This is a genomic window from Rhodopseudomonas palustris (genome assembly GCF_013415845.1).
GTDB classification, from domain to species: domain Bacteria; phylum Pseudomonadota; class Alphaproteobacteria; order Rhizobiales; family Xanthobacteraceae; genus Rhodopseudomonas; species Rhodopseudomonas palustris_F.
Window position 1 is genome coordinate 1,028,043 of record NZ_CP058907.1, and the last position, 25,160, is coordinate 1,053,202.

The 25,160-nt window shown below is 65.6% G+C and carries 21 protein-coding genes and 1 tRNA gene; 10 read left to right on the plus strand and 12 right to left on the minus strand.

What is annotated here, in order from left to right; all coding sequences use genetic code 11:
• Positions 1–187: 187 nt before the first annotated feature.
• On the minus strand, positions 188–1,195 hold the full coding sequence (gene gap, locus HZF03_RS04770) for a type I glyceraldehyde-3-phosphate dehydrogenase (protein WP_011156479.1): 1,008 nt from the start codon (positions 1,193–1,195) through the stop codon (positions 188–190).
• A gap of 215 nt (positions 1,196–1,410) precedes the next feature.
• On the minus strand, positions 1,411–3,396 hold the full coding sequence (gene tkt / locus HZF03_RS04775; protein WP_119019256.1) for a transketolase: 1,986 nt from the start codon (positions 3,394–3,396) through the stop codon (positions 1,411–1,413).
• 327 nt (positions 3,397–3,723) lie between these two features.
• Between tkt and HZF03_RS04780 the strand changes: the two genes are divergently transcribed.
• The gene (locus tag HZF03_RS04780; protein ID WP_012494595.1) at positions 3,724–4,068 is read left to right on the plus strand and encodes a DUF4164 domain-containing protein; all 345 of its coding nucleotides are present in this window, start codon (positions 3,724–3,726) and stop codon (positions 4,066–4,068) included.
• Entirely contained in the window at positions 4,065–4,475 is a 411-nt protein-coding gene (locus tag HZF03_RS04785; RefSeq protein WP_011156482.1) for a cell division protein ZapA, read from the plus strand. Before HZF03_RS04780 ends, HZF03_RS04785 begins: the two co-directional genes overlap by 4 nt.
• A 135-nt stretch (positions 4,476–4,610) precedes the next feature.
• On the opposite strand, the gene HZF03_RS04790 is transcribed toward HZF03_RS04785, so the two are convergent.
• From HZF03_RS04790 to HZF03_RS04825, 8 genes are all read right to left on the minus strand, one after another.
• A complete protein-coding gene (locus HZF03_RS04790; RefSeq protein ID WP_119019257.1) occupies positions 4,611–5,852 on the minus strand; it encodes a class I SAM-dependent RNA methyltransferase in 1,242 nt (413 codons plus the stop codon).
• Between the two features lie 46 nt (positions 5,853–5,898).
• Entirely contained in the window at positions 5,899–7,323 is a 1,425-nt protein-coding gene (locus HZF03_RS04795; protein ID WP_011156484.1) for an MATE family efflux transporter, read from the minus strand.
• A gap of 62 nt (positions 7,324–7,385) precedes the next feature.
• Positions 7,386–8,126 (minus strand): TlyA family RNA methyltransferase, encoded by a 741-nt coding sequence (locus HZF03_RS04800; RefSeq protein WP_119019258.1) that lies wholly within the window; start codon positions 8,124–8,126, stop codon positions 7,386–7,388.
• A 2-nt stretch (positions 8,127–8,128) separates the two neighbouring features.
• Positions 8,129–8,692, minus strand: a complete 564-nt coding sequence (locus HZF03_RS04805) for a nucleoside 2-deoxyribosyltransferase (RefSeq protein WP_119019259.1) — start codon at positions 8,690–8,692, stop codon at positions 8,129–8,131.
• 99 nt (positions 8,693–8,791) lie between these two features.
• Positions 8,792–10,717, minus strand: a complete 1,926-nt coding sequence (gene dxs / locus HZF03_RS04810) for a 1-deoxy-D-xylulose-5-phosphate synthase (protein ID WP_011156487.1) — start codon at positions 10,715–10,717, stop codon at positions 8,792–8,794.
• 414 nt (positions 10,718–11,131) lie between these two features.
• On the minus strand, positions 11,132–11,383 hold the full coding sequence (locus HZF03_RS04815) for an exodeoxyribonuclease VII small subunit (protein ID WP_011156488.1): 252 nt from the start codon (positions 11,381–11,383) through the stop codon (positions 11,132–11,134).
• An 83-nt stretch (positions 11,384–11,466) separates the two neighbouring features.
• A complete protein-coding gene (locus HZF03_RS04820; protein ID WP_011156489.1) occupies positions 11,467–12,396 on the minus strand; it encodes a histone deacetylase family protein in 930 nt (309 codons plus the stop codon).
• A 105-nt stretch (positions 12,397–12,501) separates the two neighbouring features.
• Positions 12,502–14,184 carry a bifunctional metallophosphatase/5'-nucleotidase gene (locus HZF03_RS04825; RefSeq protein WP_119019320.1) on the minus strand — a complete coding sequence of 561 codons (1,683 nt, stop codon included), beginning with the start codon at positions 14,182–14,184 and terminating at the stop codon, positions 12,502–12,504.
• Between the two features lie 218 nt (positions 14,185–14,402).
• Here HZF03_RS04825 and HZF03_RS04830 point away from each other — a divergent pair, with 218 nt between their 5' ends.
• Positions 14,403–14,879 carry a hypothetical protein gene (locus HZF03_RS04830; RefSeq protein ID WP_011156491.1) on the plus strand — a complete coding sequence of 159 codons (477 nt, stop codon included), beginning with the start codon at positions 14,403–14,405 and terminating at the stop codon, positions 14,877–14,879.
• Between the two features lie 38 nt (positions 14,880–14,917).
• On the opposite strand, the gene HZF03_RS04835 is transcribed toward HZF03_RS04830, so the two are convergent.
• Positions 14,918–15,679: a crotonase/enoyl-CoA hydratase family protein gene (locus tag HZF03_RS04835; protein WP_041809473.1), complete on the minus strand. Its 762-nt coding sequence runs from the start codon at positions 15,677–15,679 to the stop codon at positions 14,918–14,920.
• Positions 15,680–15,885: 206 nt separating this feature from the next.
• Positions 15,886–17,667, minus strand: coding sequence for an acyl-CoA dehydrogenase family protein (locus HZF03_RS04840; RefSeq protein WP_119019260.1), 1,782 nt, complete (start codon positions 17,665–17,667; stop codon positions 15,886–15,888).
• A 214-nt stretch (positions 17,668–17,881) separates the two neighbouring features.
• Between HZF03_RS04840 and HZF03_RS04845 the strand changes: the two genes are divergently transcribed.
• From HZF03_RS04845 to HZF03_RS04875, 7 genes are all read left to right on the plus strand, one after another.
• Positions 17,882–17,956 (plus strand) — tRNA-Gln (locus tag HZF03_RS04845).
• Between the two features lie 130 nt (positions 17,957–18,086).
• Complete coding sequence (locus HZF03_RS04850; RefSeq protein ID WP_119019261.1) at positions 18,087–19,088, plus strand: NADH-quinone oxidoreductase subunit B family protein; 1,002 nt, start codon at positions 18,087–18,089, stop codon at positions 19,086–19,088.
• The gene (locus HZF03_RS04855; protein WP_119019262.1) at positions 19,085–20,530 is read left to right on the plus strand and encodes a nickel-dependent hydrogenase large subunit; all 1,446 of its coding nucleotides are present in this window, start codon (positions 19,085–19,087) and stop codon (positions 20,528–20,530) included. Before HZF03_RS04850 ends, HZF03_RS04855 begins: the two co-directional genes overlap by 4 nt.
• A gap of 235 nt (positions 20,531–20,765) precedes the next feature.
• Positions 20,766–21,878 carry a hydrogenase small subunit gene (locus tag HZF03_RS04860; protein WP_011156495.1) on the plus strand — a complete coding sequence of 371 codons (1,113 nt, stop codon included), beginning with the start codon at positions 20,766–20,768 and terminating at the stop codon, positions 21,876–21,878.
• An 18-nt stretch (positions 21,879–21,896) separates the two neighbouring features.
• Positions 21,897–23,690, plus strand: a complete 1,794-nt coding sequence (locus tag HZF03_RS04865) for a nickel-dependent hydrogenase large subunit (RefSeq protein ID WP_011156496.1) — start codon at positions 21,897–21,899, stop codon at positions 23,688–23,690.
• A 16-nt stretch (positions 23,691–23,706) separates the two neighbouring features.
• Positions 23,707–24,435, plus strand: a complete 729-nt coding sequence (gene cybH / locus HZF03_RS04870) for a Ni/Fe-hydrogenase, b-type cytochrome subunit (RefSeq protein WP_119019263.1) — start codon at positions 23,707–23,709, stop codon at positions 24,433–24,435.
• A gap of 127 nt (positions 24,436–24,562) precedes the next feature.
• Positions 24,563–25,150, plus strand: a complete 588-nt coding sequence (locus HZF03_RS04875; RefSeq protein WP_119019264.1) for a HyaD/HybD family hydrogenase maturation endopeptidase — start codon at positions 24,563–24,565, stop codon at positions 25,148–25,150.
• Positions 25,151–25,160 lie beyond the last annotated feature (10 nt).

Sequence of the window (25,160 nt, forward strand, 5' to 3'; positions counted from 1 at the left end):
ACGCCTCGCTGCGCTCGGCTCCTCAGGATGAGGGAGGATGAGGGGCGCACGAAGAACAGCTTCGGCGCGTCGAATGCGGCGCCCCATGGGAGAAGCGGGTAATAACCCGAACTTGGTCCATGAGGCGCCGTGTCGTTTTCGACTTCGTCGCTGAGCGACTTGGTCGACGAGATCGAGACTTAGTCGATTAGATCAGCTTGCCAATCGCGACGGCAGTGTCGGCCATGCGGTTGGAGAAGCCCCACTCGTTGTCGTACCACGACATCACGCGAACCAGCGTGCCGTTCTGCACCTTGGTCTGGTCCATGTGGAAGGTGGACGAGTGCGGATCGTGGTTGAAGTCGATCGAGACGTTCGGCGCGTTGGTGTAGCCGAGGATGCCCTTCAGCTCCTGCTCGGCGGCGCGCTTGATCGCTTCGTTGATCTCTTCCTTGGTGGTGGCCTTCTTGGCGATGATCTTGAGGTCGACCACCGAGACGTTCGGGGTCGGCACGCGGATCGCGACGCCGTCCAGCTTGCCCTTCAGCTCCGGCAGCACCAGGCCGATCGCCTTGGCGGCGCCGGTCGAAGTCGGGATCATCGACATCGCCGCGGCGCGGCCGCGGTAGAGATCCTTGTGCATGGTGTCCAGCGTCGGCTGGTCGCCGGTGTAGGCGTGGATCGTGGTCATGAAGCCGGTTTCGATGCCGACGGTGTCGTTGAGCACCTTGGCGACCGGAGCCAGGCAGTTCGTGGTGCACGAGCCGTTCGAAACCACCATGTGGTCCTTGGACAGGGTCTCGTGGTTGACGCCATACACGATGGTCGCGTCAGCGCCGTCCGACGGAGCCGAAACCAGCACGCGCTTGGCGCCGGCGGTCAGCAGCGTGGCGGCCTTGTCGCGCGCGGTGAAGATACCGGTGCATTCCAGCGCGATGTCGACGCCGACTTCCTTGTACGGCAGCGCCGAAGGATCCTTGATCGCCGTCACCTTGATCTTGCCGCGGCCGGCATCGATGGTGTCGCCGTCGACCTTGACCTCGAACGGGAAGCGGCCGTGGACGGAGTCGAAGCGGAGCAGATGGGCGTTGGTCTCAACGGGGCCGAGATCGTTGATCGCAACGACTTCGATATCCTTACGACCGGACTCGTAGATCGCCCGCAGAACGTTGCGGCCGATACGGCCAAACCCATTGATCGCGACCCGGACTGCCATCCAATTTCTCCTCGCTGCAGATGATTTTCAGTTCTATGGCGGGGCCCGCCCCGTACTCTTGCGCGGTTTCATGCCCAAAATGCCGAGCAGTTGCAATCCGCTCGTTCATGATTCAGATCAAAGACTTACCGCAGGCGCGGCCCACCTGATGCGGTGAACCGCCGCGCCTGAAAAACTGCGCGATCCTTAATCGCCCGAGTGTGGGCGCCGAGATATTAGGCGGCAAGCCGACGCTTAGCGGCGTCCGCCACAGCTTCGGCGGTGATTCCGAAGTGCTTGTAGAGGTCCTTGGCCGGTGCGCTGGCGCCGAAGCCGGTCATGCCGACGAAGCCGCCGTCCGGACCGATCACCGCGTCCCAGCCGAACCGCACCGCGGCTTCGACCGCGACCTTGACCGGTGCATCGCCGATGATCGCCGCGCGGGTGGCATCGTCCTGAGCCAGCAGCAGATCGAGCGACGGCACCGACACGACGCGGGCGGCGACGCCCTGCACCTCGAGCAGCTTCTGGGCCGCGACTGCGATCTCGACCTCGGAACCGGTGGCGAAGATCGAAACCTGCGCCTTGCCGGGTGCCGGGATCAGCTCATAGCCGCCGGTGGCGCAGAGGTTGGCCTCGGACGTCGCGGTGCGGACCTGGGCGAGGTTCTGCCGCGACAGCGCCAGCAAGGTTGGCCCATTGGTGTTTTCCAGTGCGAGCTGCCAGCACTCGGCGGTTTCCACCGCGTCGGCCGGGCGGAATACCCGCATGTTCGGCATCGCCCGCAGCGCCGCGAGATGTTCGACCGGCTGATGCGTCGGGCCGTCTTCGCCGAGCCCGATCGAGTCGTGGGTCATGATGTACACGACCGGCACATGCGACAGCGCCGCCACCCGCATCGACGGGCGGGCGTAGTCGGTGAAGCACAGGAAGGTGCCGCCCGCGGGCGCAAACCCGCCGTGCATCGCCAAGCCGTTCATCGCCGCCGCCATGCCCATCTCGCGGATGCCGTAGTGGATGTAGCGGCCGGAGAAATCGTCCGGCGTCACGTCCTTGGCCTGCTTGACGCGGGTGTTGTTGGAGGGCGTCAGGTCGGCGGAGCCGAGCAGCAGCTCGGGTACCACGGGCGTCAGCGCTTCCAGCGCCAGCTCGCTGGCCTTGCGGGTCGCGATGGTCTGCGGCTCGGCAACCAGCTTGTCCTTGAGCGTACGGATCGCGTCCGCAATCGCCGCCGGCCGCTTGCGGTCGATCACCCGGCGCTTGAAATCGTCGCGCTTGTCCGCTGGCAGGGCGTCGAACCGCGCCAGCCAGTCGGCGCGCGCCGATGCCCCCTGCTTGCCGACATTGCGCCAGGCGCTGAGCACGTCGTCGGGAATCTCGAACGGGCCGTAATCCCAGCCGAGCGCCTTCTTGGCGCCCGCGAGCTCCTCGGCTCCGAGCGGCTCGCCATGGGCCTTCGAGGTGCCGGCCTTATGCGGCGCGCCGAACCCGATCGTGGTCTTGCAGGCGATCATGGTCGGCCGGTCGGAGGCCTGGGCTTTGCGGATCGCGTCGGCGATCGCCTTGTGGTCGTGGCCGTCGATCCGGAACGAATTCCAGCCATGCGCCTGGAAGCGCGCGACCTGGTCGACATTGTCGGTCAGCGACAGCGGCCCGTCGATCGAGATGCCGTTGTCGTCGTACAGGAAGATCAGCTTCGACAGCCTGAGATGCCCGGCTAGTGCGATCGCTTCGTGGCTGACGCCTTCCATCAGGTCGCCGTCCGAGCACAGCACGTAGGTGTAGTGATCGACGATGTCGCCGAACTCCGCTTGCAACAGTCGTTCTGCCAGCGCGGTGCCGACCGAGGAGGCGACGCCCTGGCCGAGCGGACCGGTGGTGGTCTCGACCGAGGAGGTGATGCAGTTCTCAGGATGCCCCGGCGTCTTGGAGTCGAGCTGACGGAAATTCTTGATCTGGTCGAGCGTCAGCTCCTCATTGCCGGTCAGATACAGCAGCGCATAGAGCAGCATCGAGCCATGGCCGGCCGAGAGGATGAAGCGGTCGCGATCCGGCCAGTGCGGGTCGACCGCATCGAATTTCAAGAACTGCGTCCACAGCACGGTCGCGACGTCGGCGGCGCCCATCGGCAGCCCGGGATGGCCGGATTTGGCTTTTTCCACCGCATCCATCGCCAGCGCCCGGATTGCGTTTGCCATACGGGAATGATCGACCTGCGCCATGATGGATCTCGCTGAAAAATGAGGGATGCCGTGTTCCGGTGGAATCGGAACGTGCCCTGCCTTGATGGCAGGGCGATGAACAGAACAGATGGGGGTGAGCAGCCGGAGAAGCCAGTTCGGCATAGCACCCGATACCGTTAAGGCCAATATTAGGGCCGGAAACCGGCGTTCCGAGGGGCGCTTTGCAGTGCATAGTTCAGCGGCAGCGTTGCGCTGGGCTTCTGCGCCACGTAAATTTCATGCTCTAAAGGCTTGTTCAATCGTGGCTTTTGTGGGGGTCCCCAGAGACCTCGGGTGTGGGAGCTTGCGAGGGGTCGCGCAACGAGCATGACGGATCGTCCTGCCCACGGTTCCATCGCTACCGATCAGGCACCGGCCGAGATCGTTGCGGCGGCTCGCCGCCTTGCGGCGGCGCTCGAAGCGCTGGAAAGCGCGGTGGAACGGCGTGCCGAGGCCGACCGCGACGAGGACGAGCTGGCATCGCGAATCCAGGCGCTCGGCGCCGATCGTTCGCGCCTCGCCGATGAACTCGACGGTGCGTTGGTACGCAGCCGCAAGCTCGAGCGGGTCAATCGCGAGATCGCGCAGCGGCTCGACTCCGCGATCGACACCATCCGTCACGTGCTCGACACGGAAGCAGGCGATCCACAGCCGGCCGAGGAGGAGTCATGAGCTCGAGCGACTCCGCTGGATCCGCCAACCACGTCAGCGTCACCATCAACGGCCGGCAATACCGGATGGCCTGCGAGCCAGGCCAGGAGCCGCAGCTGCTCGGGCTCGCTGAAAATCTCGAGACACGGATCCAGAGCCTGCGCGGCCGGTTCGGCGAGATCGGCGACGCGCGGCTGACTGTGATGGCGGCGCTGATGATGGCCGACGAACTCCTCGACGCCCACGGCCGCATTGCCTCGCTGCAGCAGGAGGTCGATGCCCTGCGCAACGACCGCGCCGCTGCGCTCGATCGCACGGTCTCGACCAACCGCGCCGTCGCCGCTGCACTCAACAGCGCCGCCGAACGCATCGAACGCACCACCCAAGTGCTCAACCGCACGATCGGCGGCGGCATCGCGATCGGATAGTTGTTACTCCGTCATTCTGGGGCACGCGCAGAGCGCGTGAACCCGAAATCCCGACATGTTGAAATGCCGGTTGCTCGACAGCTCCAGATTCCGGGTTCGCTCGCGTTCGCGAGCGCCCCGGAATGACGCTTTGAACTACTGCTTTCGTAACACCGCCACCAATTCGACATGAGGCGTGTACTTGAACTGATCGACCGGGATCACGCGTTCGAGCTTGTAGCCGCCATCGATCAACAGTTTCGCATCGCGGGCGAAGGTGGTGGCGTTACAGGAGACGGCGATCACCAGAGGCACCCGGCTCGCTGCGAGCTGCGCGGCCTGCGCCTGCGCGCCCTGGCGCGGGGGATCGAACAGCACGGCGTCGAAGTCGCGGAGTTCGGGCGGTGCCAGCGGGCGACGGAATAGATCGCGTGCTTCGGCCTTCACCGGCTTCAGCCCCGACGTTGCCGGCGCGGCCTTCTGTAGCGCCGTGACCGCCGGCGCATCGCTGTCACAGGCGAATACTCGCGCCTTTTCGGCGAGACGTAGCGCGAAAGGGCCGACGCCGCAGAACAAATCCGCGACCTGCTTGGCGCGGCCGAGATTCGCCATCGCCAGCTCCGCCAGCGTCTGTTCGCCAAGCGCCGTCGCCTGCAGGAACACACCCGGCGGCAGCGTCACTTTGGCCTTGCCGATCGCCACCACCGGCGGCCGGCGCAGCAGAACTAATTCACCGTGGCGCGTCAGCCGGGCGAGCTTGTGCTTCTCGGCGAGTTGCGAGAGTGAAGTGATCATCTTCGGCGGCAGCGGCCCGGAGCCGCGCACGTCGATATCGAGGCCGTTCTCGGTGGCGGTGACTTGAATGTCGAGCGGCTTGCCGACCGGCGTCAGCGCTTCGGCCAGCGCCCAGGCCGCCTCCAGCGCGCCGTTCAGCCCCGGATCGAGGATCGGGCAGTGATCGATGCCGATGATGTCGTGGCTCGCGGTGGCGCTGAAGCCGACCTTGAGAATGTCGTGCGTGCCGCGGCGGGCATGCAGCGTGATGCGGCGGCGGCCGGCGCCGTGGGCGTCGATCAGCGGGTCGACCGGAACGTCGATCCCGGCTTGGGCCAGCGTCTCGATTACTAGGTTGCGTTTCCACGTCCGATACGGCTCGTCGCGCAAATGCTGGATGGCGCAGCCGCCGCACACGCCGAAATGCGGACAGAACGGCGCCACCCGGTCGGGGCTGGGGATCTCGACGCGCAGTAGTTTGCGGCGGTCGGGATGACCCTGCACCGGTTCGGCCTCGACAGTTTCGCCGGGCAGGGCGAACGGCACGTAGGTCGCGCCGCCTTGCGACAGGCTGACGCCGTCGCCGCGGTGGCCGAGCTGATCGATCGTCAGGGTTTGGATCATGGCGATGCGATAGTCCCCGGCCGGCAGGCCGTAAAGCCGGAAGTGATCAGGCGGCGACGGCCGCGGCCATCGCGTCGCGCGTCAGCCGGTGGAATCGCCACACCAGCAGCGCCGCATAGACGACGAGGCCGACCGCGAGCCCGATCCAGACACCGAACGGTCCGAGGTCGGTGTGGAAGCCGAGCACCCAGCAGAACGGAAAACCGATCACCCAGAACCCGAGCACCGCGAACAGCAGCGGCACCTTGGTGTCGTTGCGGCCGCGCAGCGCGCCGTTGGCGACGACCTGCAGGCCGTCGGCAATGAAGAAGCTCGCGCCGACGATCAGCAGTGCCGCGGTCAGCGTCGCGGTTTCGATCGAGGTGTCGGAATCGCCGAGGAACAGCTGCGGGATCTGATGCCGCGTCAGCGCAACCAGCAGGGTCATCGCGGCCATGAACACGAAGCCGAGGCCGATCGCCGCAAAGCCGGCGCGTCGCGCGGACGGCGGATCGCCGCGGCCGACCGCATGGCCGACCCGCACCGTGGCGGCGACCGAGATCCCCATCGGCACCATGAACATGATCGCGGCCACCTGCAGCGCGATCTGATGCGCGGCGAGTGCGGTGGTGCCGAACTTGCCCATCAGCAGCGCGGCGGCGCCGAATACACCGTATTCCAGCACGGAAGCGCCGGAGATCGGCAGGCCGAGCTGCAGCAGCCGGCGCATAAGCTCGCCGTCGAACCGGAACAGTTCGCCGAACACTTGGTATTTCCGGAACGGGCGCATCGTCACGCACACCACGGCGGCGGCGATACACATCGCCCACGACACGATGCTGGTGGCGAGGCCGGCGCCGAAGATCTCCAGCCGCGGCAGGCCGAACGAGCCGTGGATCAGTACGTAAGCGAGGCCGAGGTTGATCGGGATCGCGGTCAGCATGATCCACAGCGCCGGCTCGGGCCGGTTCACCGCGCCCATCAAGCCGCGCAGCGCGATGAATAGCCAGCCCGGCACCAGCGACCATGCCAGCCCGTCGAGATAATCACCGGCAAGCCGCGAGGTCGCAGGATTTTGGCCGAGCGCGACCAGCAGCTCTTCGCCATAGAGCTGGCCGAGCGTCAGCGGCACACCGGCGATCACGCCCGCCCACAGGCCGACGCGCAGTGAAGCACGCACCTGACGCGGCGCGCGGGCGCCGAACGCCTGTGCGGCCAGCGGCGTCACCGCGGAGACCAGACCCAGACCCATCGTGAAGGTCGAAAACAGCACGAAATGCGCCAGCGCCGCCGCGGCCACGGCGGCATCGCCGAGCCGGCCGATCAGCGCCAGATCGGTGGTCATCATCGCGATCTGGCCGAGCTGCGTCAGCGCCATCGGCCACGCGAGCCACAGCGTTTCGATCAGCTCTGTCCGCCACGCAGACGATTTCGCCGGCGCAAGCGCGCCGGCGGCGATGTTGGAACCAGGTGCGGTCATGGCGCGCACCATAGCCGAAGTTGCGGCCGGAGTAAGACTTTGGTTCCGGCCAAGTCGTCGCGCCCAGGACGCCTTCAGCCGCGCTTCGCACCGAGGAAGAACTCGACATTGCCGTCGCCGCCGGCGATCGACGAGGCAAATACCTCGATGTCGCGGCAACCAAGCGAGGCGGCGAAGGCGACGGCCTCGTCGCACACCGCGCGGTGCACCTTGGCGTCGCGGACGATGCCGCGCTTCGAGGGCGCCTCGAACTGCGGCTTGATCAGTGCCAGCAGACTCATCGGCGATGCGGCGAGCGACAGCGCAGCGGGCAGCACCTGTTTCAGTGAGATGAAGCTGGCATCGATCACCACGACGTCCGGCCGCTGCGGCAGCCGCGTGCCTTCGAGTTTGCGGATGTCGGTCTCTTCCATCGAGACGATCTTGGGATGGCCGCGCAGCGAAGCGTGGAGTTGATCGCGGCCGACATCAACCGCGAACACCAGCGCGGCACCGTGTGCCAGCAGCACCTCGGTGAAGCCGCCGGTGGAGGAGCCGACGTCGAGGCAGACGTGATCCTCGATCTCGATCGGATAGCGCTCCAGCGCGCCGGCGAGCTTGACGCCGCCCCGCGACACCCAGGGATGCGCCGGCTGCGCTTCGAGCACGGCATCAAGCGCGATCGGCTCAGAGACTTTCATCACTGGTTTGCCGTCCGCGACTACGAGGCTGGCCTCGATCGCCGCCTGCGCCCGCGCGCGGCTGTCGAACAGGCCGCGTTCGACCAGCACGACATCGGCGCGCTTGCGGGGCGTGGAGTCCGATGACTTGGCCATGGTCAGCGCGCCTGTTGCGGCCGCAGCCGCTCTGCCGCGATCTGAAGACAGGCGGTGAAGCTGTCGAGATCGTGCCACAGGTCGGCCGGCCGCCGGCGTGGCGTCACTAACGGAGCCCCGTACAGATCGAGGCAGTGGATCAGCATCAGGTTGTCGGCGAGGCCGAAGTCCTCGACCGCCAGTCGGTCGGCGCCGATCAGCAGACCGTTGCGGCTCTCGACGGTTTCGAACTGCTTGACGCGCGCGACGTAGTTCGCCGGATCGTTCGAATAGCCGAGCACCAGCTTGCCGCGTCCGGCCATGTAGCCGAGTTCGTACACCGTGCCGGCGTCGGCGCTGGGGCCGCGAAACGGCGTCAGATTGGCGATGATGGCGTCGGCATCATTCATCATCGCTTCGTTGCCGCGGAAGATCTGCAGCGACGCGTCGTGCGCGGCGAGCGCCACCGCGTTGTCGAGCGGAAACAGGCCGGTGAAGCCGTGGTCTGCGCACAGCGCGGCTTTGCGCCGGCCGATCAACAGCGCATCGGGCAGGAATACGTCGGGACCGGCGAGGTAGATCTTCATGGTCGGGTGGGTGCAAATTCACCCTCCCCTGGAGGGGGAGGGTCAGAGCACGCCGGCGCAGCCCGGGAAATCTCTGCCAGGGGCGCGCGTGTCAGCGCCTCAGGCCAGCTTCGAGGTCTCGGTCGCGGCATCCTTGCCGAGCACGTCGAACACCTTCTTGACGATTGCCTTGGCGTCGAGGCCGGCGCGGGCGTACATCGCCACCGGATTGTCGTGATCCATGAATACGTCGGGCAGCACCAGCGCCCGCATCTTCACTTCGCCGTCGAGCATGCCGTGCTCGGCCAGCGTCTGCATCACGTGGCTGCCGAAACCGCCGATCGAACCTTCTTCGATGGTGAGCAGCACTTCGTGGTCGCGGGCGAGCTTCAGCACCAGCTCGACATCGAGCGGCTTCATGAAACGCGCATCGGCGACGGTGGTGGAGAGGCCGAGGGTGGCGAGTTCGTCCGCGGCCTTCTCCGCCTCGGCGAGCCGGGTGCCGAACGACAGCAGCGCGACCTTGTTGCCCTGGCGGATCACGCGGCCCTTGCCGATTTCCAGCGGAATGCCGACTTCCGGCATCTCGACGCCGCGGCCTTCGCCGCGCGGATAGCGCACCGCGCTCGGCCGGTCGTCGATCGCCACCTGGGTGGCGACCATGTGCACCAGCTCGGCTTCGTCGGCCGCAGCCATGATCACCATGTTGGGGAGGCAGCCGAGATAGGCGTTGTCGAACGAACCGGCGTGGGTGGCGCCGTCGGCTCCGACGAGGCCCGCGCGGTCGATCGCAAAGCGCACCGGCAGCTTCTGGATCGCGACGTCGTGCACGATCTGGTCGTAGGCGCGCTGCAGGAAGGTCGAGTAGATCGCGCAGAACGGCTTGTAGCCTTCGGTGGCGAGGCCGGCCGCGAAGGTCACGGCGTGCTGTTCGGCAATGCCGACGTCGAACGTGCGCTTCGGGAAGGCCTTCTCGAAGATGTCGATGCCGGTGCCCGACGGCATCGCCGCGGTGATGCCGACGATCTTGTCGTCCTTCTGGGCTTCCTTGACCAGGCTCTGGCCGAACACGTTCTGATAGGAGGGGGCGTTCGACTTGGCCTTGGCCTGGGCGCCGGTGGCGATATCGAACTTGACCACCGCGTGATACTTGTCGGCCGCCGCTTCGGCCGGGCCGTAGCCCTTGCCCTTCTGGGTGACGACGTGGATCAGGAACGGGCCGGTGTCGGCATCACGGACGTTCTGCAGGATCGGCAGCAGGTGGTCGAGGTTGTGGCCGTCGACCGGGCCGACGTAGTAGAAACCGAGTTCCTCGAACAGGGTGCCGCCGCCCATCATGAAGCCGCGGGAATATTCCTCGGCGCGGGCGGCGCGGTCGGCGATCAGCTTCGGCAGGTGCTTCCCGATCTGCTTGCCGGCCTCGCGCAGCGACCGATAGGTCTTGCCCGAGTACAGCCGCGACAGATAGGCGGACATCGCGCCGACAGGCGGGGCGATCGACATGTTGTTGTCATTGAGGATGACGATCAGCCGGGAGTTCATCGCACCGGCATTGTTCATCGCCTCGTAGGCCATGCCGGCCGAGATCGAACCGTCGCCAATCACCGCGATGACGTTGTTCTTCTTGCCGGCGAGTTCGCTGGCGACCGCCATGCCGAGGCCGGCCGAGATCGAGGTCGAGGAGTGGCCGGCGCCGAACGGGTCGTGGTCGCTCTCGGTGCGCTTGGTGAAGCCGGACAGGCCGCCGCCGGTGCGCAGGGTGCGGATGCGGTCGCGCCGGCCGGTCAGAATCTTGTGCGGGTAGGCCTGGTGGCCAACGTCCCAGATCAGCCGGTCGCGCGGGGTGTCGAACACATAGTGCAGTGCGGTGGTCAGTTCGACCACGCCGAGCCCGGCGCCAAAATGCCCGCCGGTGACCGATACCGCGTCGATCGTCTCCAATCGCAATTCGTCGGCGACCTGCCGAACCTGATCGATCCGCAGCTTGCGCAGATCTTCCGGTGTGCGAATGGTGTCGAGAAGCGGTGTTTTACTAAATTCGGTCACGGCGATATTCCAGTCTTATAACTATAGGGTGGTGAGTCCCTCGACGAATGGTCCGAGTGTCCAGTCTGCGCGAGCCTCACCCGGCTCCCGCACTCCTACGTCAGGAGAAATCAACGATCGAAGCGTAGTGTGCGCTCCCGATCGTCGAAGTGACCTCGATCACTTATTGCGGCTGCACACGTCCACCGAACTTGACAGTGCCATCCCGGCGAGTGTCAAGCGCGGCGCATAAGCTCATACCTTTACACAAACCCGTCTTTAAAGCCAACCATCGGCCGCCCAAGGCTTGGTCAGGCTGCGTAAACTTTCGGCCAACAGGGTTGATGGGGGTAATTTCGGAACTCCAGTGTTGCGCCGCAAACACGGTGGGTGCCTGGATGGTGGCGCAAACAATTACCTTTACGTATGGTTGAGTTACTGCACGTCCAGCGGCTCGGTGCCGGTCGGAGCGCCCTGCGCGTCGGTGGTAATCTTGTCCACGCGGGCTTCGGCCTGCCGCAGCAGATCCTCACAGCGGCGCTTCAAAGCTTCACCGCGTTCATAAATCGTGACCGACTCCTCGAGCGGCACCTTGCCGTCTTCGAGCCGCTTGACGATGGTCTCGAGTTCCTCGAGGGCGCGCTCGAAGCTGAGCTTTTTCACATCGGTGGTTGCGGCTTCGGCCATTTCGCATTCCCAGCTGCACCGCGCGGGGGGCGCGGCAGCATTGTTTTGGTTGTTGTTCTTGGTCGCCTGACGGGGCGGCTGGTTCAAGCGCCCATCAGGGCGCCGACGTGAGCCGCAACCGATTCACTCAGGCCCTGGAGGTCATATCCCCCCTCGAGGACCGAGACAATCCGCCCGCCGGCGGTCTGGGCCGCGACCTCCATCAGGCGTTCGGTGACCCAGCCGAAATCTTCGGCGCGCAGGTTCAGGCTGGCCAGCGGATCGCGGTAATGGGCGTCGAAACCGGCCGAAATCACGATCAATTCCGGCGAAAACCGCTTGAGCTGGGGCAGGATCAGCTGCTCGAACGCGAACCGGAACTCGGTGCCACCGTCTTCGGAGGCGAGGGGGGCGTTGACGATATTGTCATATTCGCCGCGCTCGCCCTGGGAGCCGGTACCTGGGAACAGCGGCATCTGGTGAGTTGAGCAATACATCACGGTGCGATCGCCCCAGAAGATGTCCTGGGTGCCGTTGCCGTGGTGGACGTCGAAATCCACCACTGCGGCGCGCTCGATGCCGTATTGCCGCTGGGCGTAGCGCGCGGCGATCGCCGCATTGCCGAAGAAGCAGAACCCCATCGGCTTGGTGATTTCGGCATGGTGCCCCGGTGGACGGGTGGCCACGAAGGCGTTGGCGGCCTCGCCCTTCATCACCGCGTCCACCGCGGCGACCGAGCCGCCGACACCGCGTAGCGCGGCTTCGAACGTGCCGGGCGACATCGAGGTGTCACCGTCGACATAGACGATGCCGGTGGACGGCGACATGTGGCGCAGCTCGACGATGTGGTGATCGGTGTGGCACAGCGCGATGTGCTCGAGCGAGCCGATCGGCGACTCCGCGCGCGCCAGCGGTGCAAAGCGTTCTTCACCGAGCGTCTTGTTGATGGCGACGAGCCGCGCAGCGCGCTCAGGATGTCCTTCCGGCGTGTGATGGTCGAGGCACGCGGAATGGGTCAGAAAAAGCGTGGTCATTCAGAAGTGCCCGGGCGCCGATCTGTGTCTGCGATATATTCGAATGAATGTAGTTATTCGCAGCGACGAGCGAAAGGGCCGCTTAAGGCTTAGCCGGCCGCAAGCTTAATTCAATCGCGTCACCCGGTCGGTCGGCGGCGGCGCCACCGGGCTGTGAGTCTTGAAATAAGAGAACAACGCGTCGACGTCGTACACGCCGGTTTGCGGTGCAGCACCGTCCTTGAACACGGTGAAGCCGTCGCCGCCGGCTGCCAGATAGGCGTTGAGCGTCACCCGATAGGTGCGGTTCGGGTCGATCGGCGCTCCGTTCAGCGACATCCTGTCGGGCGGAATTCGTCCGCCGGGGGCGCCCGCCGCATCCCAGGCGAAGTGAAAACCCTTCGACACCTGCAGAATTCGCGGCCGCGCCGGCTCAGCCCATTGCTGTTCGAGCGCCGCCTTGAGCTGAGCGCCGGTCAGCGTCATCGTCACCAGCTGATTGCGGAACGGCTGCGCGGCGAACACCTGGCCGAATGTCACTGCTCCGCCTTCGCCGCCCAGGACATCGGAGCGGACGCCGCCCGGATTGGTCAGCGCGATCTCAGCGCCGCCTTTGTCCTTGTCGAGGGTGGCGGCGAGCTGAGCATCGGCGACGACGTCGCCGAGTACGCTCTCGCCGGCCACGTTCGGCATCCGCGACAGTGCCGAAGTCACCGAGCCTGCCGGCCGCGCCGCGATCGGGCCGGCCAGTTTGTCGTAGGCGGCGATCAGTTCGGTCTGCGCCGGATCCTTGGCCAGCGTTTCGGTTCGGACGATCGTGTTATTGGCCGCAGCGCTGATCACGTCGCCGGTGGTCGGATCGAGCTTGAGGTCGATCGCGGTGACGATGGTGCCGTATTTGTCGCCGCTGGTGACGAGGCGGCCGTCGATCCGGCAGGTGTAGGCGCGGTGGGTGTGGCCGCTGATCACCACGTCGACGGCGCGATCGAGCTTGTTGACGATCTCGACGATCGGGCCGGAGATGCCCGGGCATTCGTTGTAGTCGCCGGTCGGAAAACCACCTTCATGGATTAGCACCACGATCGCCTCGACGCCCTTGGCCTTCAGCTCCGGGATCAGGGCGTTGACGGTCTCGGCCTCGTCCTTGAATGAAAGTCCGGCGACACCTGGCGGTGACACCATATTCGGCGTGTTCTTCAGCGTCAGCCCGATGAACGCCACCGGCACACCGCCGAACTTGCGGATCGCATAGGGCGGAAACACCGTCTTGCCGGTCGCGGTCTCGACCGTGGAGGCGGCCAGATAGTTGAACGCCGCGCCCTTGAACGGATGCGGCCCCTGGCAGCCGTCGACCGGATGGCAGCCGCCGTTCTGCATCCGGAGCAGCTCGGTCTTGCCCTCGTCGAATTCGTGATTGCCGACCGAGGACAGCGCCAGCCCCATCAGCGACAGCGACTCGATGGTCGGCTCGTCGTGAAACATCGCCGACAGAAACGGGCTGGCGCCAATCAGATCGCCGGCGGCGACGAAGATTGCATTGGGATGATCCTTGCGCAGCGCTTTGACCAGCGTCGCCATATGTTCGGCGCCGCCGGCGGGGACGTGAATCTTCTTGGTCCGATCGGCCGGATCGTCGATCGTGATGCCGCCGGGCGGTGGCTGCAAATTGCCGTGGAAGTCGTTGATCGCGAGAATCCGCAGATCGACCGGCGGCGGCAGCAATTCGGCCGCGCGCGGTGCGGGCACGAATGCGACAGTGAGCGCGGCGGCGGTGGCGAGCAGGGCTAGGCGGGAGCGGAGCTTGATCATCGGCGATCCGAGCAGAGCTTTTTTCTGGCTTCGCATCGCCTGCCGCGCGAGCGAATGCAAGTGGCGTCGGTTTGCCGCAGGGTGCCGGCGATACGCCGCCGAATACCAACCTTGCCGAGGTGCCGATTGAACTGGACACAGGCACCACTTTACTGATGACGTTCAATCGCGCACCTGCCGTCGAGTCGGGTGCGCTCGTACAAGACCGGGGATGACGCATGAAGATGTTCACGCTCGCCAAGCCCGCCGCAGGAATCATCGGTGCGCTGGCGCTCGTCGGCACGATCTCGCTGGCCGGCGCACAGCAGCCGCGGGAAGGCGAGCGCCCCCAGCCGCGCCTCGCTGACCTGATGCAAGGCGCGCAGGTCGGGCACATCAAACTCTGGTATGCTGGCAAGGCCGGCAATTGGGGGCTCGCCACTTACGAGACCAAGCAGCTCAAGACTCGGCTCGAAGACGCCGCTCAGCTGTATCAGAGCCTACCGGTCAACGACGTCACCACCATGGCCAAGCCGATCCAGGCGGTGTCGGCGGCGATCGCCGCCAAGGACGTTCGCGAATTCGCCCGCGCCTATGACGAGCTCACCGCCGGCTGCAATTCCTGCCACCAGTCGGTGAAGCTCGGCTTTGTCCATTTGCGGACGCCGTCGTCGAACCCGTTCAGCGATCAGAATTTCGCACCGGGGAAGAAGTAATCAGCTCGGCTGCGGCACCCGGCGGGTGCCGCACAGGCTCATGCCTTCTTCCGCTGGAAGAACCGCATGAAGGCGTTGACGGCTTCGGGCGATTTCATTCGCTCGCCGAACAGATGAGTTTCCTGATCGATCCGCCGGGTGATCTCGTCGGGCGCCAGCCGCAGCAGCTTACGTGAGATCGCCACCGCTTCGGCCGGCAGCGCGCAGATTTCCCGCGCGGCTTTCTTGGCTTCCATTTCGGTCTGGCCCGGCGCCACGACGACGTTGACGAAACCGGCGACGCGGGCGTTCTCGGCCGTCATCGTGTGGCCCATCACCAGCGTGGCGAACGCGCGCTGATAGCCCATGGTGCGCGGCATCAGCAGGCTGGAGGCGCCCTCCGGCACCAGTCCGAGCTGGATGAACGGCGTCGAGAACGTCGCCGTGGTCGAGGCCAGCACGTAGTCGCAGTGAAACAGCATCGTGGTGCCGATGCCGATCGCGATGCCGTCGACAGCAGCAATGATCGGCTTCACATTGTGAGCCAGCGAATACAGAAATTTGGTGGCGTTGGTGACGCGCGCGGCGCCGCTGGTATCGGTGCCGGCTTTGAGGAAATCGTCGAGATCGTTGCCGGCGGTGAACACGCCGGAGCCGCCGGTGATGATCAGGCAGCGGATGTCGGGATTGTTCTGCGCGGTGTCGATCGCGTGGCTCATCTCGCGATACATGTCCTGCGTCAGCGCGTTCTTCTTTTCCGGCCGGCGCATGGTGATCACGCGCGTGCCGTCTTCATCCGTGACGATCAGATGCTCCGTCATGGCATTTCCCCCTAAGACTCGGCGTCCCCGCATCGAGCGGAGCGCTCCTCGGTACGCACCGTATCACGTTCGTCCGTGACGTCAGCTGACGCCCCCGCCGCCCGCGACGAATTTCTGTCGAAGCGCAGGCCTTAAGCGATGCACACAAAATAAAGGGTGGCTGCGACGCAGCCACCCCGGAGTTCTTCGTAAGCCGAAGGATCAACTTAGGCAGTCAGCACCGCCTCGGCACCGGCCACAGACGCCGCGCTGTCGACCACGCTGCGCTCCAGCGCAGGGGCCTGCACCGCGACGGTCTCGGCGAAGAACCGTGCCAGCGCGACGTAGCGCGACGGATCGTTGATGCCTTCGAGATCGCGCGCCGCGAGCGCTTCGGCCGCCAGCGCGCAGCCGCCGAGCGTGGCGCCGAACAGACGCAGGTAGGGCGTGGCGCCGGCCAGCGCGTCGTTGGTGTCGCTGCCGAGCTTGTCCAGGAGATAACGGCTGGTGCGGTCGAGCGCTTCCAGCCCCTCGCGCAGCCGCAGGCCGGTGAGGCCGAAGCCCGGATCGTTCGATGCTTCCACATCCTTGACGATCAGCGTCAGCTCGTCGAGCAGCGCGAACACCGAGGCGCCGCCGTTAGCGCCAAGCTTGCGGGTGACGAGGTCGATCGCCTGGATGCCGTTGGTGCCTTCATAGATCGGCGCAATCCGCGCGTCGCGGTAGTGCTGCGCGGCGCCGGTCTCTTCGATGAAGCCCATGCCGCCATGGATCTGGACGCCGAGCGAGGCGACTTCGATGCCGATGTCGGTGGAGAACGCCTTGGCGATCGGCGTCAGCAACGCGCCGCGCGCCGCGGCGGAGGCTTTGACCTTCGGGTCGGTGCTGCGCGCCGCGATGTCGAGTGCCACCGCGGTCGAGTAACAGATGGTGCGTGCGGCGCCGATCAGCGCCCGCATCGTCAGCAGCGTGCGCTTGACGTCGGGGTGCTTGATGATCGGATCCGACCCCGGGCCGGCGCTGCCGATCGCGCGGCCTTGTTTGCGCTCCTGCGCATAGGCCAGCGCCTGCTGATAGGCGCGGTCTGCAATGCCGACGCCTTCGAGGCCGACCGCAAGGCGGGCCTGGTTCATCATCGTGAACATGCACTGCATGCCGCGGTTTTCTTCGCCGATCAGATAGCCGATTGCGCCGCCGTGGTCGCCCATCGTCATGGTGCAGGTCGGCGAGGCGTGGATGCCGAGCTTGTGCTCGACGCCGCTCGGATAGATGTCGTTGCGGGCCCCGAGCGTGCCGTCGGCGTTGACGAGGAATTTCGGCACCAGGAATAGCGAGATGCCCTTGGTGCCGGCCGGCGCATCCGGCAGCCGCGCGAGCACGAAATGCACGATGTTGTCGGTCATGTCGTGGTCGCCGTAGGTGATGAAGATCTTGCTGCCGAAGATCTTGTAGCTGCCGTCGGCGGCACGCTCGGCGCGGGTGCGCAGCGCGCCGACGTCGGAGCCGGCCTGCGGCTCGGTGAGCTGCATCGTGCCGGTCCACTCACCGGAGATCAGCTTGCCGAGATAGACCTGCTTCAGCGCGTCGCTGCCGTGGGTGTGCAGCGCGTCGATCGCCGACAGGGTGAGCAGCGGGCACAGCCCGAACGCCATGTTGGACGACGCCCAGATCTCGGTGCAGGCGGCGTTGACCGCCATCGGCAGCCCCTGGCCGCCGAAATCCTCCGGTCCCGACACCGCATTCCAGCCGGCGGCGATCCAGCGCTGATAGGCATCCGGCCAGCCCGGCGCGGTGGTGACCTTGCCATGCTCGAGCTTGATGCCGTGCTTGTCGCCGACCCGGTTCAGCGGCGCCAGGATGTCGCTGGCGAACTTGCCCGCCTCGTCCAGAACTTGCGCGGTGATCTCGCTGTCGTAGTCGCCAAAATGGCCGGCGGCGACGGCGGCCTGCAATCCCGCACCGTGGTTCAGGGAAAGAAGGATGTCGTCGATCGGAGCGCGATAGGTCATGTTGATGTCCCGGCTGACGGAAGGATGCCGGCCTTTTTCCACGAAAACCCATTCCCCTCAACCGTCCGTCGCGTCGCGCCGGCTCTGCAGCCGGACCGGCCACACGCCGCGCACGACGCTTTCGGCGGTTGAAATGCCGCTTGGGTGTCGATAGACCGGCGGAGCCGAAGCGAATCCGCCATCCGGCCGCCCTGCGCGGCCCGGAACCGGCTGTTGGGGCGTAGCCAAGCGGTAAGGCAGGGGATTTTGATTCCCCCATGCGGAGGTTCGATCCCTCCCGCCCCAGCCAATTATTTCAACAGCTTAAGTCAGGCGCGACGGCCTATCTCGATGCATGGGTGTCGGACATCCGCCTTGCGGCCGTCGCTCGAACTCCCCCATAGTCGCTGCCCACAGAGCTGGTTGGGAGGCCGGCGGCGATGGACTCCTTCGACATCCTTTGGCTGCAAGGAGCCAGCTGCGGCGGCTGCACCATGGCGGCACTGGAAGGCGGGCATTCCGGCTGGTTTGCCGAGCTGAAGCGGTTCGGCATCGATCTGCTGTGGCATCCTTCCGTGAGCGAGGCGACCGCCGAAGAGGCGGTGGCGATCTTCGAACGCATTGCGTCCGGCGAGCAGAAGCTCGGCGCGTTGGTGCTGGAAGGCGCCGTGCTGCGCGGGCCAAATGGCAGTGGCCGGTTCAATATGCTCGGTGGCACCGGGCGTTCGATGCTGCATTGGGTGACGGCGCTGGCGCCGCGCGCCGATTATGTGGTCGCGGCGGGAAGCTGCGCGGCGTTCGGCGGCGTGCCGATGGCGGGGGGCAATCCGACCGACGCCAGCGGCCTGCAATATGCGGCGGCAGAGCCAGGCGGCGTCCTCGGCACGGCGTTCCGCTCCCGCGCCGGGCTGCCGGTCATCAACATCGCCGGCTGCGCGCCGCATCCCGGCTGGATTTCCGAAACACTGGCCGCGCTGGCGCTTGGCGGTGTCGACACCGCTGCGCTCGATGCGTTCGGCCGGCCGCGTTTCTTCGCCGATCATCTGGCGCATCACGGCTGCGCCCGCAACGAGTACTACGAGTTCAAGGCCAGCGCCGAGGAGCTGTCGCAGCAGGGCTGCCTGATGGAGCATCTCGGCTGCAAGGCGACCCAGGCGGTCGGCGACTGCAATCAGCGCGGCTGGAACGGCAGCGGCTCCTGCACCAGCGGCGGCTATGCCTGCATCGCCTGCACCTCGCCGGGCTTCGAGTCCTCCCAGGGCTTCATGGAAACCGCCAAGCTCGCCGGCATTCCGGTCGGCCTGCCGCTGGATATGCCGAAGGCGTGGTTCGTCGCGCTGGCGGCGCTGTCGAAATCGGCGACACCGAAGCGGGTTCGGGCCAACGCGGCGGCGGATCACATCGTGGTGCCGCCGCGCAGCGATCCCGGCCGGCGGCCATGACGCGGCGAATTACGGTCGGCCCGTTCAACCGCGTCGAGGGCGACCTGGAAGTGCGGCTCGATCTCGACGACGGCGTCGTCCGGTCGGCCGAAGTCACTGCGCCTTTGTATCGCGGCTTCGAACAAATCCTGCGCGGGCGATCGGCGATGGATGCGCTGACCCTGGTGCCGCGGATCTGCGGCATCTGCTCGGTGTCGCAGTCGATGGCCGCGGTGGCGGCGCTGCGGGCAGCCGGCGGCGTGCGGCCGGCGCGCAACGGCGTGCTTGCCGCCAATTTGGCGCACGCGGCTGAGAACGCGGCCGATCACCTGACGCACTTCAATCTGTTCTTCATGCCGGACTTCGCCCGCGATGCTTATGCGGGGCGGCCGTGGCATCCTGAGATCGCGGCTCGCTTCAAGGCGGTGCAAGGCAGCGCGGCGCAGGCGATGCTGCCGGCGCGGGCAAGGCTGTTGCAGATCATGGGCCTGCTCGCCGGCAAATGGCCGCACAGCTTGGCGTTTCAGCCGGGCGGCACGACCTGCGCGATCGATCTCGGCGAGCGGGTGCAACTGCTGTCGATCATCGGCGATTTCCGTGATTTTCTCGAACGCACAATGTTCGGCGACAGTCTCGACAACCTGCTGGCGATCGACAGCGTGGCGGCACTGGAAGCTTGGCGCGACGGCCGCGGCGGCGATTTCGCCAGTTTCCTTGCGGTGGCCGACGATCTTGCGCTGCATCGGCTCGGCCGGATCGCGCTGCCGCTGATGAGCTTCGGCGCCTATCACGGCGAGGATGCGCCGCTGTTTGCGGCCGGCGTGCTCGATTCAGCCAGTGCGGCGCGGACGTCGTTCGATCCTGCCGCGATCACCGAGGATGTGGCCCACGCCTGGATGCGCGACACCTCGCTGTCGCCGCTGGAAGCCGACACCGACCCCGATGCGGACAAGCCCGCCGGCTACAGCTGGTGCAAGGCGCCGCGGCTTGGCGGCGGTCCGGCCGAAGTCGGCGCTATGGCCCGGCAGGCGATCGACGGCGATCCGCTGATCCGCGATTGTGTCGCCCGTTTCGGTTCGTGCGTCACAACCCGCGTCATCGCGCGGCTGCGCGAGACCGCCCGGCTGGCGCTTGCGATGCATCAGTGGGCGCGGCAACTCGATCTTGCCGAGCCGTTTCTGGAGCGGGGCGAGCGGGGACGGGACGGCACCGGCATTGGCCTCGTCGAAGCTGCCCGCGGCAGCCTCGGTCACTGGATCGAGCTGCGCGGAGACAGCATCCGCCGCTATCAGATCATCGCGCCGACCAGCTGGAATTTCTCGCCGCGTGATCGCGGCGGCGTTCCGGGGCCGCTCGAACAAGCGCTGGTCGGCACGCCGGTCGGTGATGCCGGCGCACGCGCAGTGACGATCCAGCACGTCGTGCGTTCGTTCGATCCCTGCATGGTGTGCACCGCGCACTAACTGCTTGGCTGATCGCACCTGCGGTCACTCGGTTGTCAGCGCCGCAACCGGCTTATCACCTCGTCGTTTCCCGAAGCCCAGGGGGCTCACCCGAGATCGCGGAGCTTTACCGTTGCTATCAAGCACTTGATGCAGTGCGTCATTTCTACGCGTCGCTGGCACGGTTCTTGCGATCTCTCGTGAAGTTGCGAAGTCCGCACAGAGACTTCGAGAGGGCGGGACACCGGGAGCCATCATGGGTGCAGTGACGGAAACCTTTTACGAGGTGATCAGGCGGCAGGGGATTACGCGGCGCAGCTTCGTGAAATTCTGCAGTCTCACGGCCACCAGTCTCGGCCTCGGGCCGATCGGCGCCACCCAGATCGCGCATGCGCTGGAGACCAAGCCGCGCGTGCCGGTGATCTGGATGCACGGGCTGGAATGCACCTGCTGCTCGGAGAGCTTTATCCGCTCGGCGCATCCTCTGGTGAAGGATGCGGTGCTGTCGATGATCTCGCTCGATTACGACGACACCATCATGGCGGCGGCAGGCCATCAGGCCGACGCGATCCTCGAAGAGACTCGCAAGAAGTACAAAGGCCAGTACGTGCTGGCGGTGGAGGGCAATCCGCCGTTGAACGAAGACGGCATGTTCTGCATCGACGGCGGCCGCCCGTTCGTCGAGAAGCTGAAGGAAATGGCCGAAGACTCGATGGCGGTGATCGCCTGGGGTAGCTGCGCCTCCTGGGGCTGCGTACAGGCCGCCAAGCCCAACCCGACCAATGCCACCCCGATCGACAAGGTGATCCGCAACAAGCCGGTGATCAAGGTGCCGGGCTGCCCGCCGATCGCCGAAGTCATGACCGGCGTCGTTTCCTACATCATAACCTTTGGACGGCTGCCCGAGCTCGACCGCCAGGGCCGGCCGAAGATGTTCTACTCGCAGCGCATCCACGACAAATGCTATCGCCGGCCGCATTTCGACGCCGGTCAGTTCGTCGAGGAATGGGACGACGACGGCGCGCGCAAGGGCTACTGCCTCTACAAGATGGGCTGCAAGGGCCCGACCACCTACAACGCCTGTTCGACGGTGCGCTGGAACGGCGGCGTGTCGTTCCCGATCCAGTCGGGCCATGGCTGCATTGGCTGCTCGGAAGACGCGTTCTGGGACAAGGGCTCGTTCTACGACCGGCTCACCACCATCAATCAGTTCGGTATCGAGGCCAACGCCGACAAGATCGGCGCCACGGTCGCCGGCGTCGTCGGCACGGCGATCGCCGCGCACGCCGCGGTGACCACCGTGCGCAATCTGTCGCGCCGCAAGGAAGTCCCGAACGGCAACGGTACCTCCAACGGCAAGTCGGCTTAAGGCCCAGGACGCAGCATCATGACCAACGTCACGACTCCCAACGGCTTCAAGCTCGACAATGCCGGCCGCCGCGTCGTCGTCGATCCGGTGACCCGGATCGAGGGGCACCTGCGCGTCGAGGTCAATGTCGACAGCAACAACGTCATCCGCAACGCGGTGTCGACCGGCACGATGTGGCGCGGCATCGAGGTGATCCTCAAGGGCCGCGATCCGCGCGACGCTTGGGCGTTCACCCAGCGGATCTGCGGCGTTTGCACCGGCACTCACGCGCTCACGTCGGTACGCGCCGTCGAGAACGCGCTGAAGATCAACGTGCCGGAGAACGCCAACACCATCCGCAACATCATGCAGCTCGCGCTGTATGTGCATGATCATCTGGTTCACTTCTATCATCTGCACGCGCTCGACTGGGTCGACGTGGTGTCGGCCCTGAAGGCTGATCCGAAGGCCACTTCGGCGCTGGCGCAGTCGATCTCGCCGTGGCCGATGTCGTCGCCGGGCTACTTCAAGGATCTGCAGATCCGCCTGACCAAGTTCGTCGAGAGCGGCCAGCTCGGCCCGTTCAAGAACGGCTATTGGGGCCATCCCGCCTACAAGCTGCCGCCCGAAGCCAATCTGATGGCGGTGGCGCACTATCTCGAGGCGCTCGATTTCCAGAAGGAGATCGTCAAGATCCACACCATCTACGGCGGCAAGAACCCGCATCCGAACTGGCTGGTCGGCGGTGTGCCGTGCTCGATCAATGTCGACGGCACCGGCGCGGTCGGCGCGATCAACATCGAGCGGCTCAATCTGGTGTCGTCGATCATCGACCAGACCGTCGCTTTCGTCGAGCAGGTCTATGTGCCGGATCTGGTGGCGATTGCCGGGTTCTATAAGGACTGGCTGTATGGCGGCGGGCTGTCGTCGAAGTCGGTGATGTCCTACGGCGATCTGCCCGAATACGCCAACGACTATTCCGACAAGAGCCTGATGCTGCCGCGCGGCGTGATCATCAACGGCAATCTCAACGAGGTGCTGCCGGTCGATCTGAGTGCGCCGGACCAGATCCAGGAATTCGTCACCCACTCCTGGTACAAATACGCCGACGAAGGCAAGGGCCTGCATCCGTATGACGGCGTCACCGAGCCGAACTTCGTGCTCGGCCCCAACGCCAAGGGCACCCGCACCAACATCGAGGCGCTGGACGAGTCTGCCAAGTACTCGTTCCTGAAGGCACCGCGCTGGAAGGGCCACGCGGTCGAGGTCGGGCCGCTGGCGCGCTACATCATCGGCTACGCCCAGGGCAAGCCGGAGTTCAAGGAGCCGACTGAAAAGCTGCTGAAGACGCTCGACGTGCCGGTCACCGCACTGTTCTCGACGCTCGGCCGCACAGCGGCGCGCGGGCTCGAATGCCAGTGGGCGGCGCGCAAGCTGCGTGCGGCGCAGGACAAGCTGATGGCCAGCATCAAGGCCGGCGATCTATCCACCGCCAACACCGACAAATGGCACCCGTCGAGCTGGCCGAAAGACGTCAAGGGCGTCGGCTTCACCGAGGCTCCGCGGGGCGCACTGGCGCACTGGGTCAAGATCAAGGACACCCGAATCGACAATTATCAGTGCGTGGTGCCGACCACCTGGAACGGCAGCCCGCGCGATCCGCAAGGCAACATCGGTGCATTCGAAGCGGCGCTGCTCGACACCCCGATGGCCGACCCCAACCAGCCGCTGGAGATCATCCGCACGCTGCATTCGTTCGATCCGTGCCTCGCCTGCTCGACCCACGTGATGAGCGAGGACGGTCAGGAAATGGCACAGGTCAAGGTCAGCTGACGCAGGGGAGGCGACGATGACCACGGAAATCGCACGGGTCCAGGGCGCCATCGACTCGGCCGGAGAGCGCGCCCGGTCGTTGCAGACGGTCTATGTCTATCAGGCGCCGGTGCGGCTCTGGCACTGGGTCAACGCGCTGTTGATCGTGGCGCTATGCGTCACCGGCTATCTGATCGGTTCGCCGCCGCCCTCAGTGCCGGGCGAGGCCAGCGCCAGCTTCCAGATGGGCTACATCCGCTTCATCCACTTCGCGTCGGGACAGACGCTGATCGTGTTCTTCATTCTGCGTGCCTATTGGGCGATCGTCGGCAACAAATACTCCAAGCAGCTGTTCTACATGCCGATCACCAACCGGACCTGGTGGTGGGGCATGATTTACGAGTTCAAATGGTACGCCTTCCTGGTCAAGGATCCGAAGAAGTACATCGGCCACAATCCGCTGGCGCATGTGGCGATGTTCACCTTCATGCTGTTCATGATCTTCATGATGTGCAGCGGCATGGCGCTGTACGCCGAAGGGCAGGGTATCGACAGCTGGCAGTACAAGATGTTCGGCTTCATGTTCTGGATCTTCCCGAACAGCCAGGATCTGCACACCGTGCATCATCTCGGGATGTGGGCGATCGTGGTGTTCGTGATCGTGCATATCTACGCCGCGGTGCGCGAGGACATCCTCAGCCGCCAGAGCATGATCTCGTCGATCATCTCCGGCGAGCGCCTGTTCCGCGACGATCTGCCGGATTGAGGTTGGTTGAAGTGGGTTTCTCCCCGTCATTGCGAGCGCAGCGAAGCAATCCAGAGGTGCGGTGCACGGAGCTGGATTGCTTCGTCGCTTCGCTCCTCGCAATGACGCATTGAAACGTGAGGACTCAATGACAGATGCGCCCCGCGTCCTGATCCTCGGCATCGGCAACATCCTGTGGGCCGACGAAGGCTTCGGCGTGCGCGCGGTCGAAGCGTTTCACCGGGCCTATGATGTGCCGGCCAATGTCACCGTGCTGGATGGCGGCACCCAGGGGCTCTACCTCGTCAACTTCCTGCAGGACCACGACCACCTGCTGGTGTTCGACGCGATCGATTATGGCCTCGAGCCCGGCACGCTGAAGCTGGTGCGCGGCGACGAAGTGCCGAAATTCACCGGCGCCAAGAAGATGAGCCTGCATCAGACCGGTTTCCAGGAGGTGCTGAGCGCCGCCGATCTGCTCGGCGCCGCGCCACGCGAGCTGGCGCTGATCGGCTGCCAGCCGCTCGATCTGGAAGATTGGGGCGGAGCGCTGACCGAGCCGGTGCGGAGCCGCATCGCCGAGTCGCTGGCGTTGGCCTGCGCGATCCTGGCGGAGTGGGGCGTGGCCGTGACGCCGCGCGCGACACCGCTACCCGAAGGTGCCGCCCTGCTGGCCAATGATATCGACCACGATCATTACGAACGGCGCGAAGCCGCCGCATCTCCCACGATCTGAGCGAGGAAAC

What these genes read in the sequence shown, in the direction of transcription:
- gap (WP_011156479.1), bottom strand. Translation starts at nt 1,195, where the DNA reads ATGGCAGTCCGGGTCGCGATCAATGGGTTTGGCCGTATCGGCCGCAAC.
- HZF03_RS04815 (WP_011156488.1), bottom strand. Translation starts at nt 11,383, where the DNA reads ATGGCCGAAGCCGCAACCACCGATGTGAAAAAGCTCAGCTTCGAGCGC.
- HZF03_RS04830 (WP_011156491.1), top strand. Translation starts at nt 14,403, where the DNA reads ATGAAGATGTTCACGCTCGCCAAGCCCGCCGCAGGAATCATCGGTGCG.
- HZF03_RS04835 (WP_041809473.1), bottom strand. Translation starts at nt 15,679, where the DNA reads ATGACGGAGCATCTGATCGTCACGGATGAAGACGGCACGCGCGTGATC.
- HZF03_RS04780 (WP_012494595.1), top strand. Translation starts at nt 3,724, where the DNA reads ATGACGGATCGTCCTGCCCACGGTTCCATCGCTACCGATCAGGCACCG.
- HZF03_RS04785 (WP_011156482.1), top strand. Translation starts at nt 4,065, where the DNA reads ATGAGCTCGAGCGACTCCGCTGGATCCGCCAACCACGTCAGCGTCACC.
- HZF03_RS04795 (WP_011156484.1), bottom strand. Translation starts at nt 7,323, where the DNA reads ATGGTGCGCGCCATGACCGCACCTGGTTCCAACATCGCCGCCGGCGCG.
- HZF03_RS04820 (WP_011156489.1), bottom strand. Translation starts at nt 12,396, where the DNA reads ATGACCACGCTTTTTCTGACCCATTCCGCGTGCCTCGACCATCACACG.
- HZF03_RS04855 (WP_119019262.1), top strand. Translation starts at nt 19,085, where the DNA reads ATGACGCGGCGAATTACGGTCGGCCCGTTCAACCGCGTCGAGGGCGAC.
- HZF03_RS04840 (WP_119019260.1), bottom strand. Translation starts at nt 17,667, where the DNA reads ATGACCTATCGCGCTCCGATCGACGACATCCTTCTTTCCCTGAACCAC.
- HZF03_RS04790 (WP_119019257.1), bottom strand. Translation starts at nt 5,852, where the DNA reads ATGATCCAAACCCTGACGATCGATCAGCTCGGCCACCGCGGCGACGGC.
- HZF03_RS04860 (WP_011156495.1), top strand. Translation starts at nt 20,766, where the DNA reads ATGGGTGCAGTGACGGAAACCTTTTACGAGGTGATCAGGCGGCAGGGG.
- cybH (WP_119019263.1), top strand. Translation starts at nt 23,707, where the DNA reads ATGACCACGGAAATCGCACGGGTCCAGGGCGCCATCGACTCGGCCGGA.
- tkt (WP_119019256.1), bottom strand. Translation starts at nt 3,396, where the DNA reads ATGGCGCAGGTCGATCATTCCCGTATGGCAAACGCAATCCGGGCGCTG.
- HZF03_RS04865 (WP_011156496.1), top strand. Translation starts at nt 21,897, where the DNA reads ATGACCAACGTCACGACTCCCAACGGCTTCAAGCTCGACAATGCCGGC.
- HZF03_RS04850 (WP_119019261.1), top strand. Translation starts at nt 18,087, where the DNA reads ATGGACTCCTTCGACATCCTTTGGCTGCAAGGAGCCAGCTGCGGCGGC.
- HZF03_RS04805 (WP_119019259.1), bottom strand. Translation starts at nt 8,692, where the DNA reads ATGAAGATCTACCTCGCCGGTCCCGACGTATTCCTGCCCGATGCGCTG.
- HZF03_RS04875 (WP_119019264.1), top strand. Translation starts at nt 24,563, where the DNA reads ATGACAGATGCGCCCCGCGTCCTGATCCTCGGCATCGGCAACATCCTG.
- HZF03_RS04800 (WP_119019258.1), bottom strand. Translation starts at nt 8,126, where the DNA reads ATGGCCAAGTCATCGGACTCCACGCCCCGCAAGCGCGCCGATGTCGTG.
- HZF03_RS04825 (WP_119019320.1), bottom strand. Translation starts at nt 14,184, where the DNA reads ATGATCAAGCTCCGCTCCCGCCTAGCCCTGCTCGCCACCGCCGCCGCG.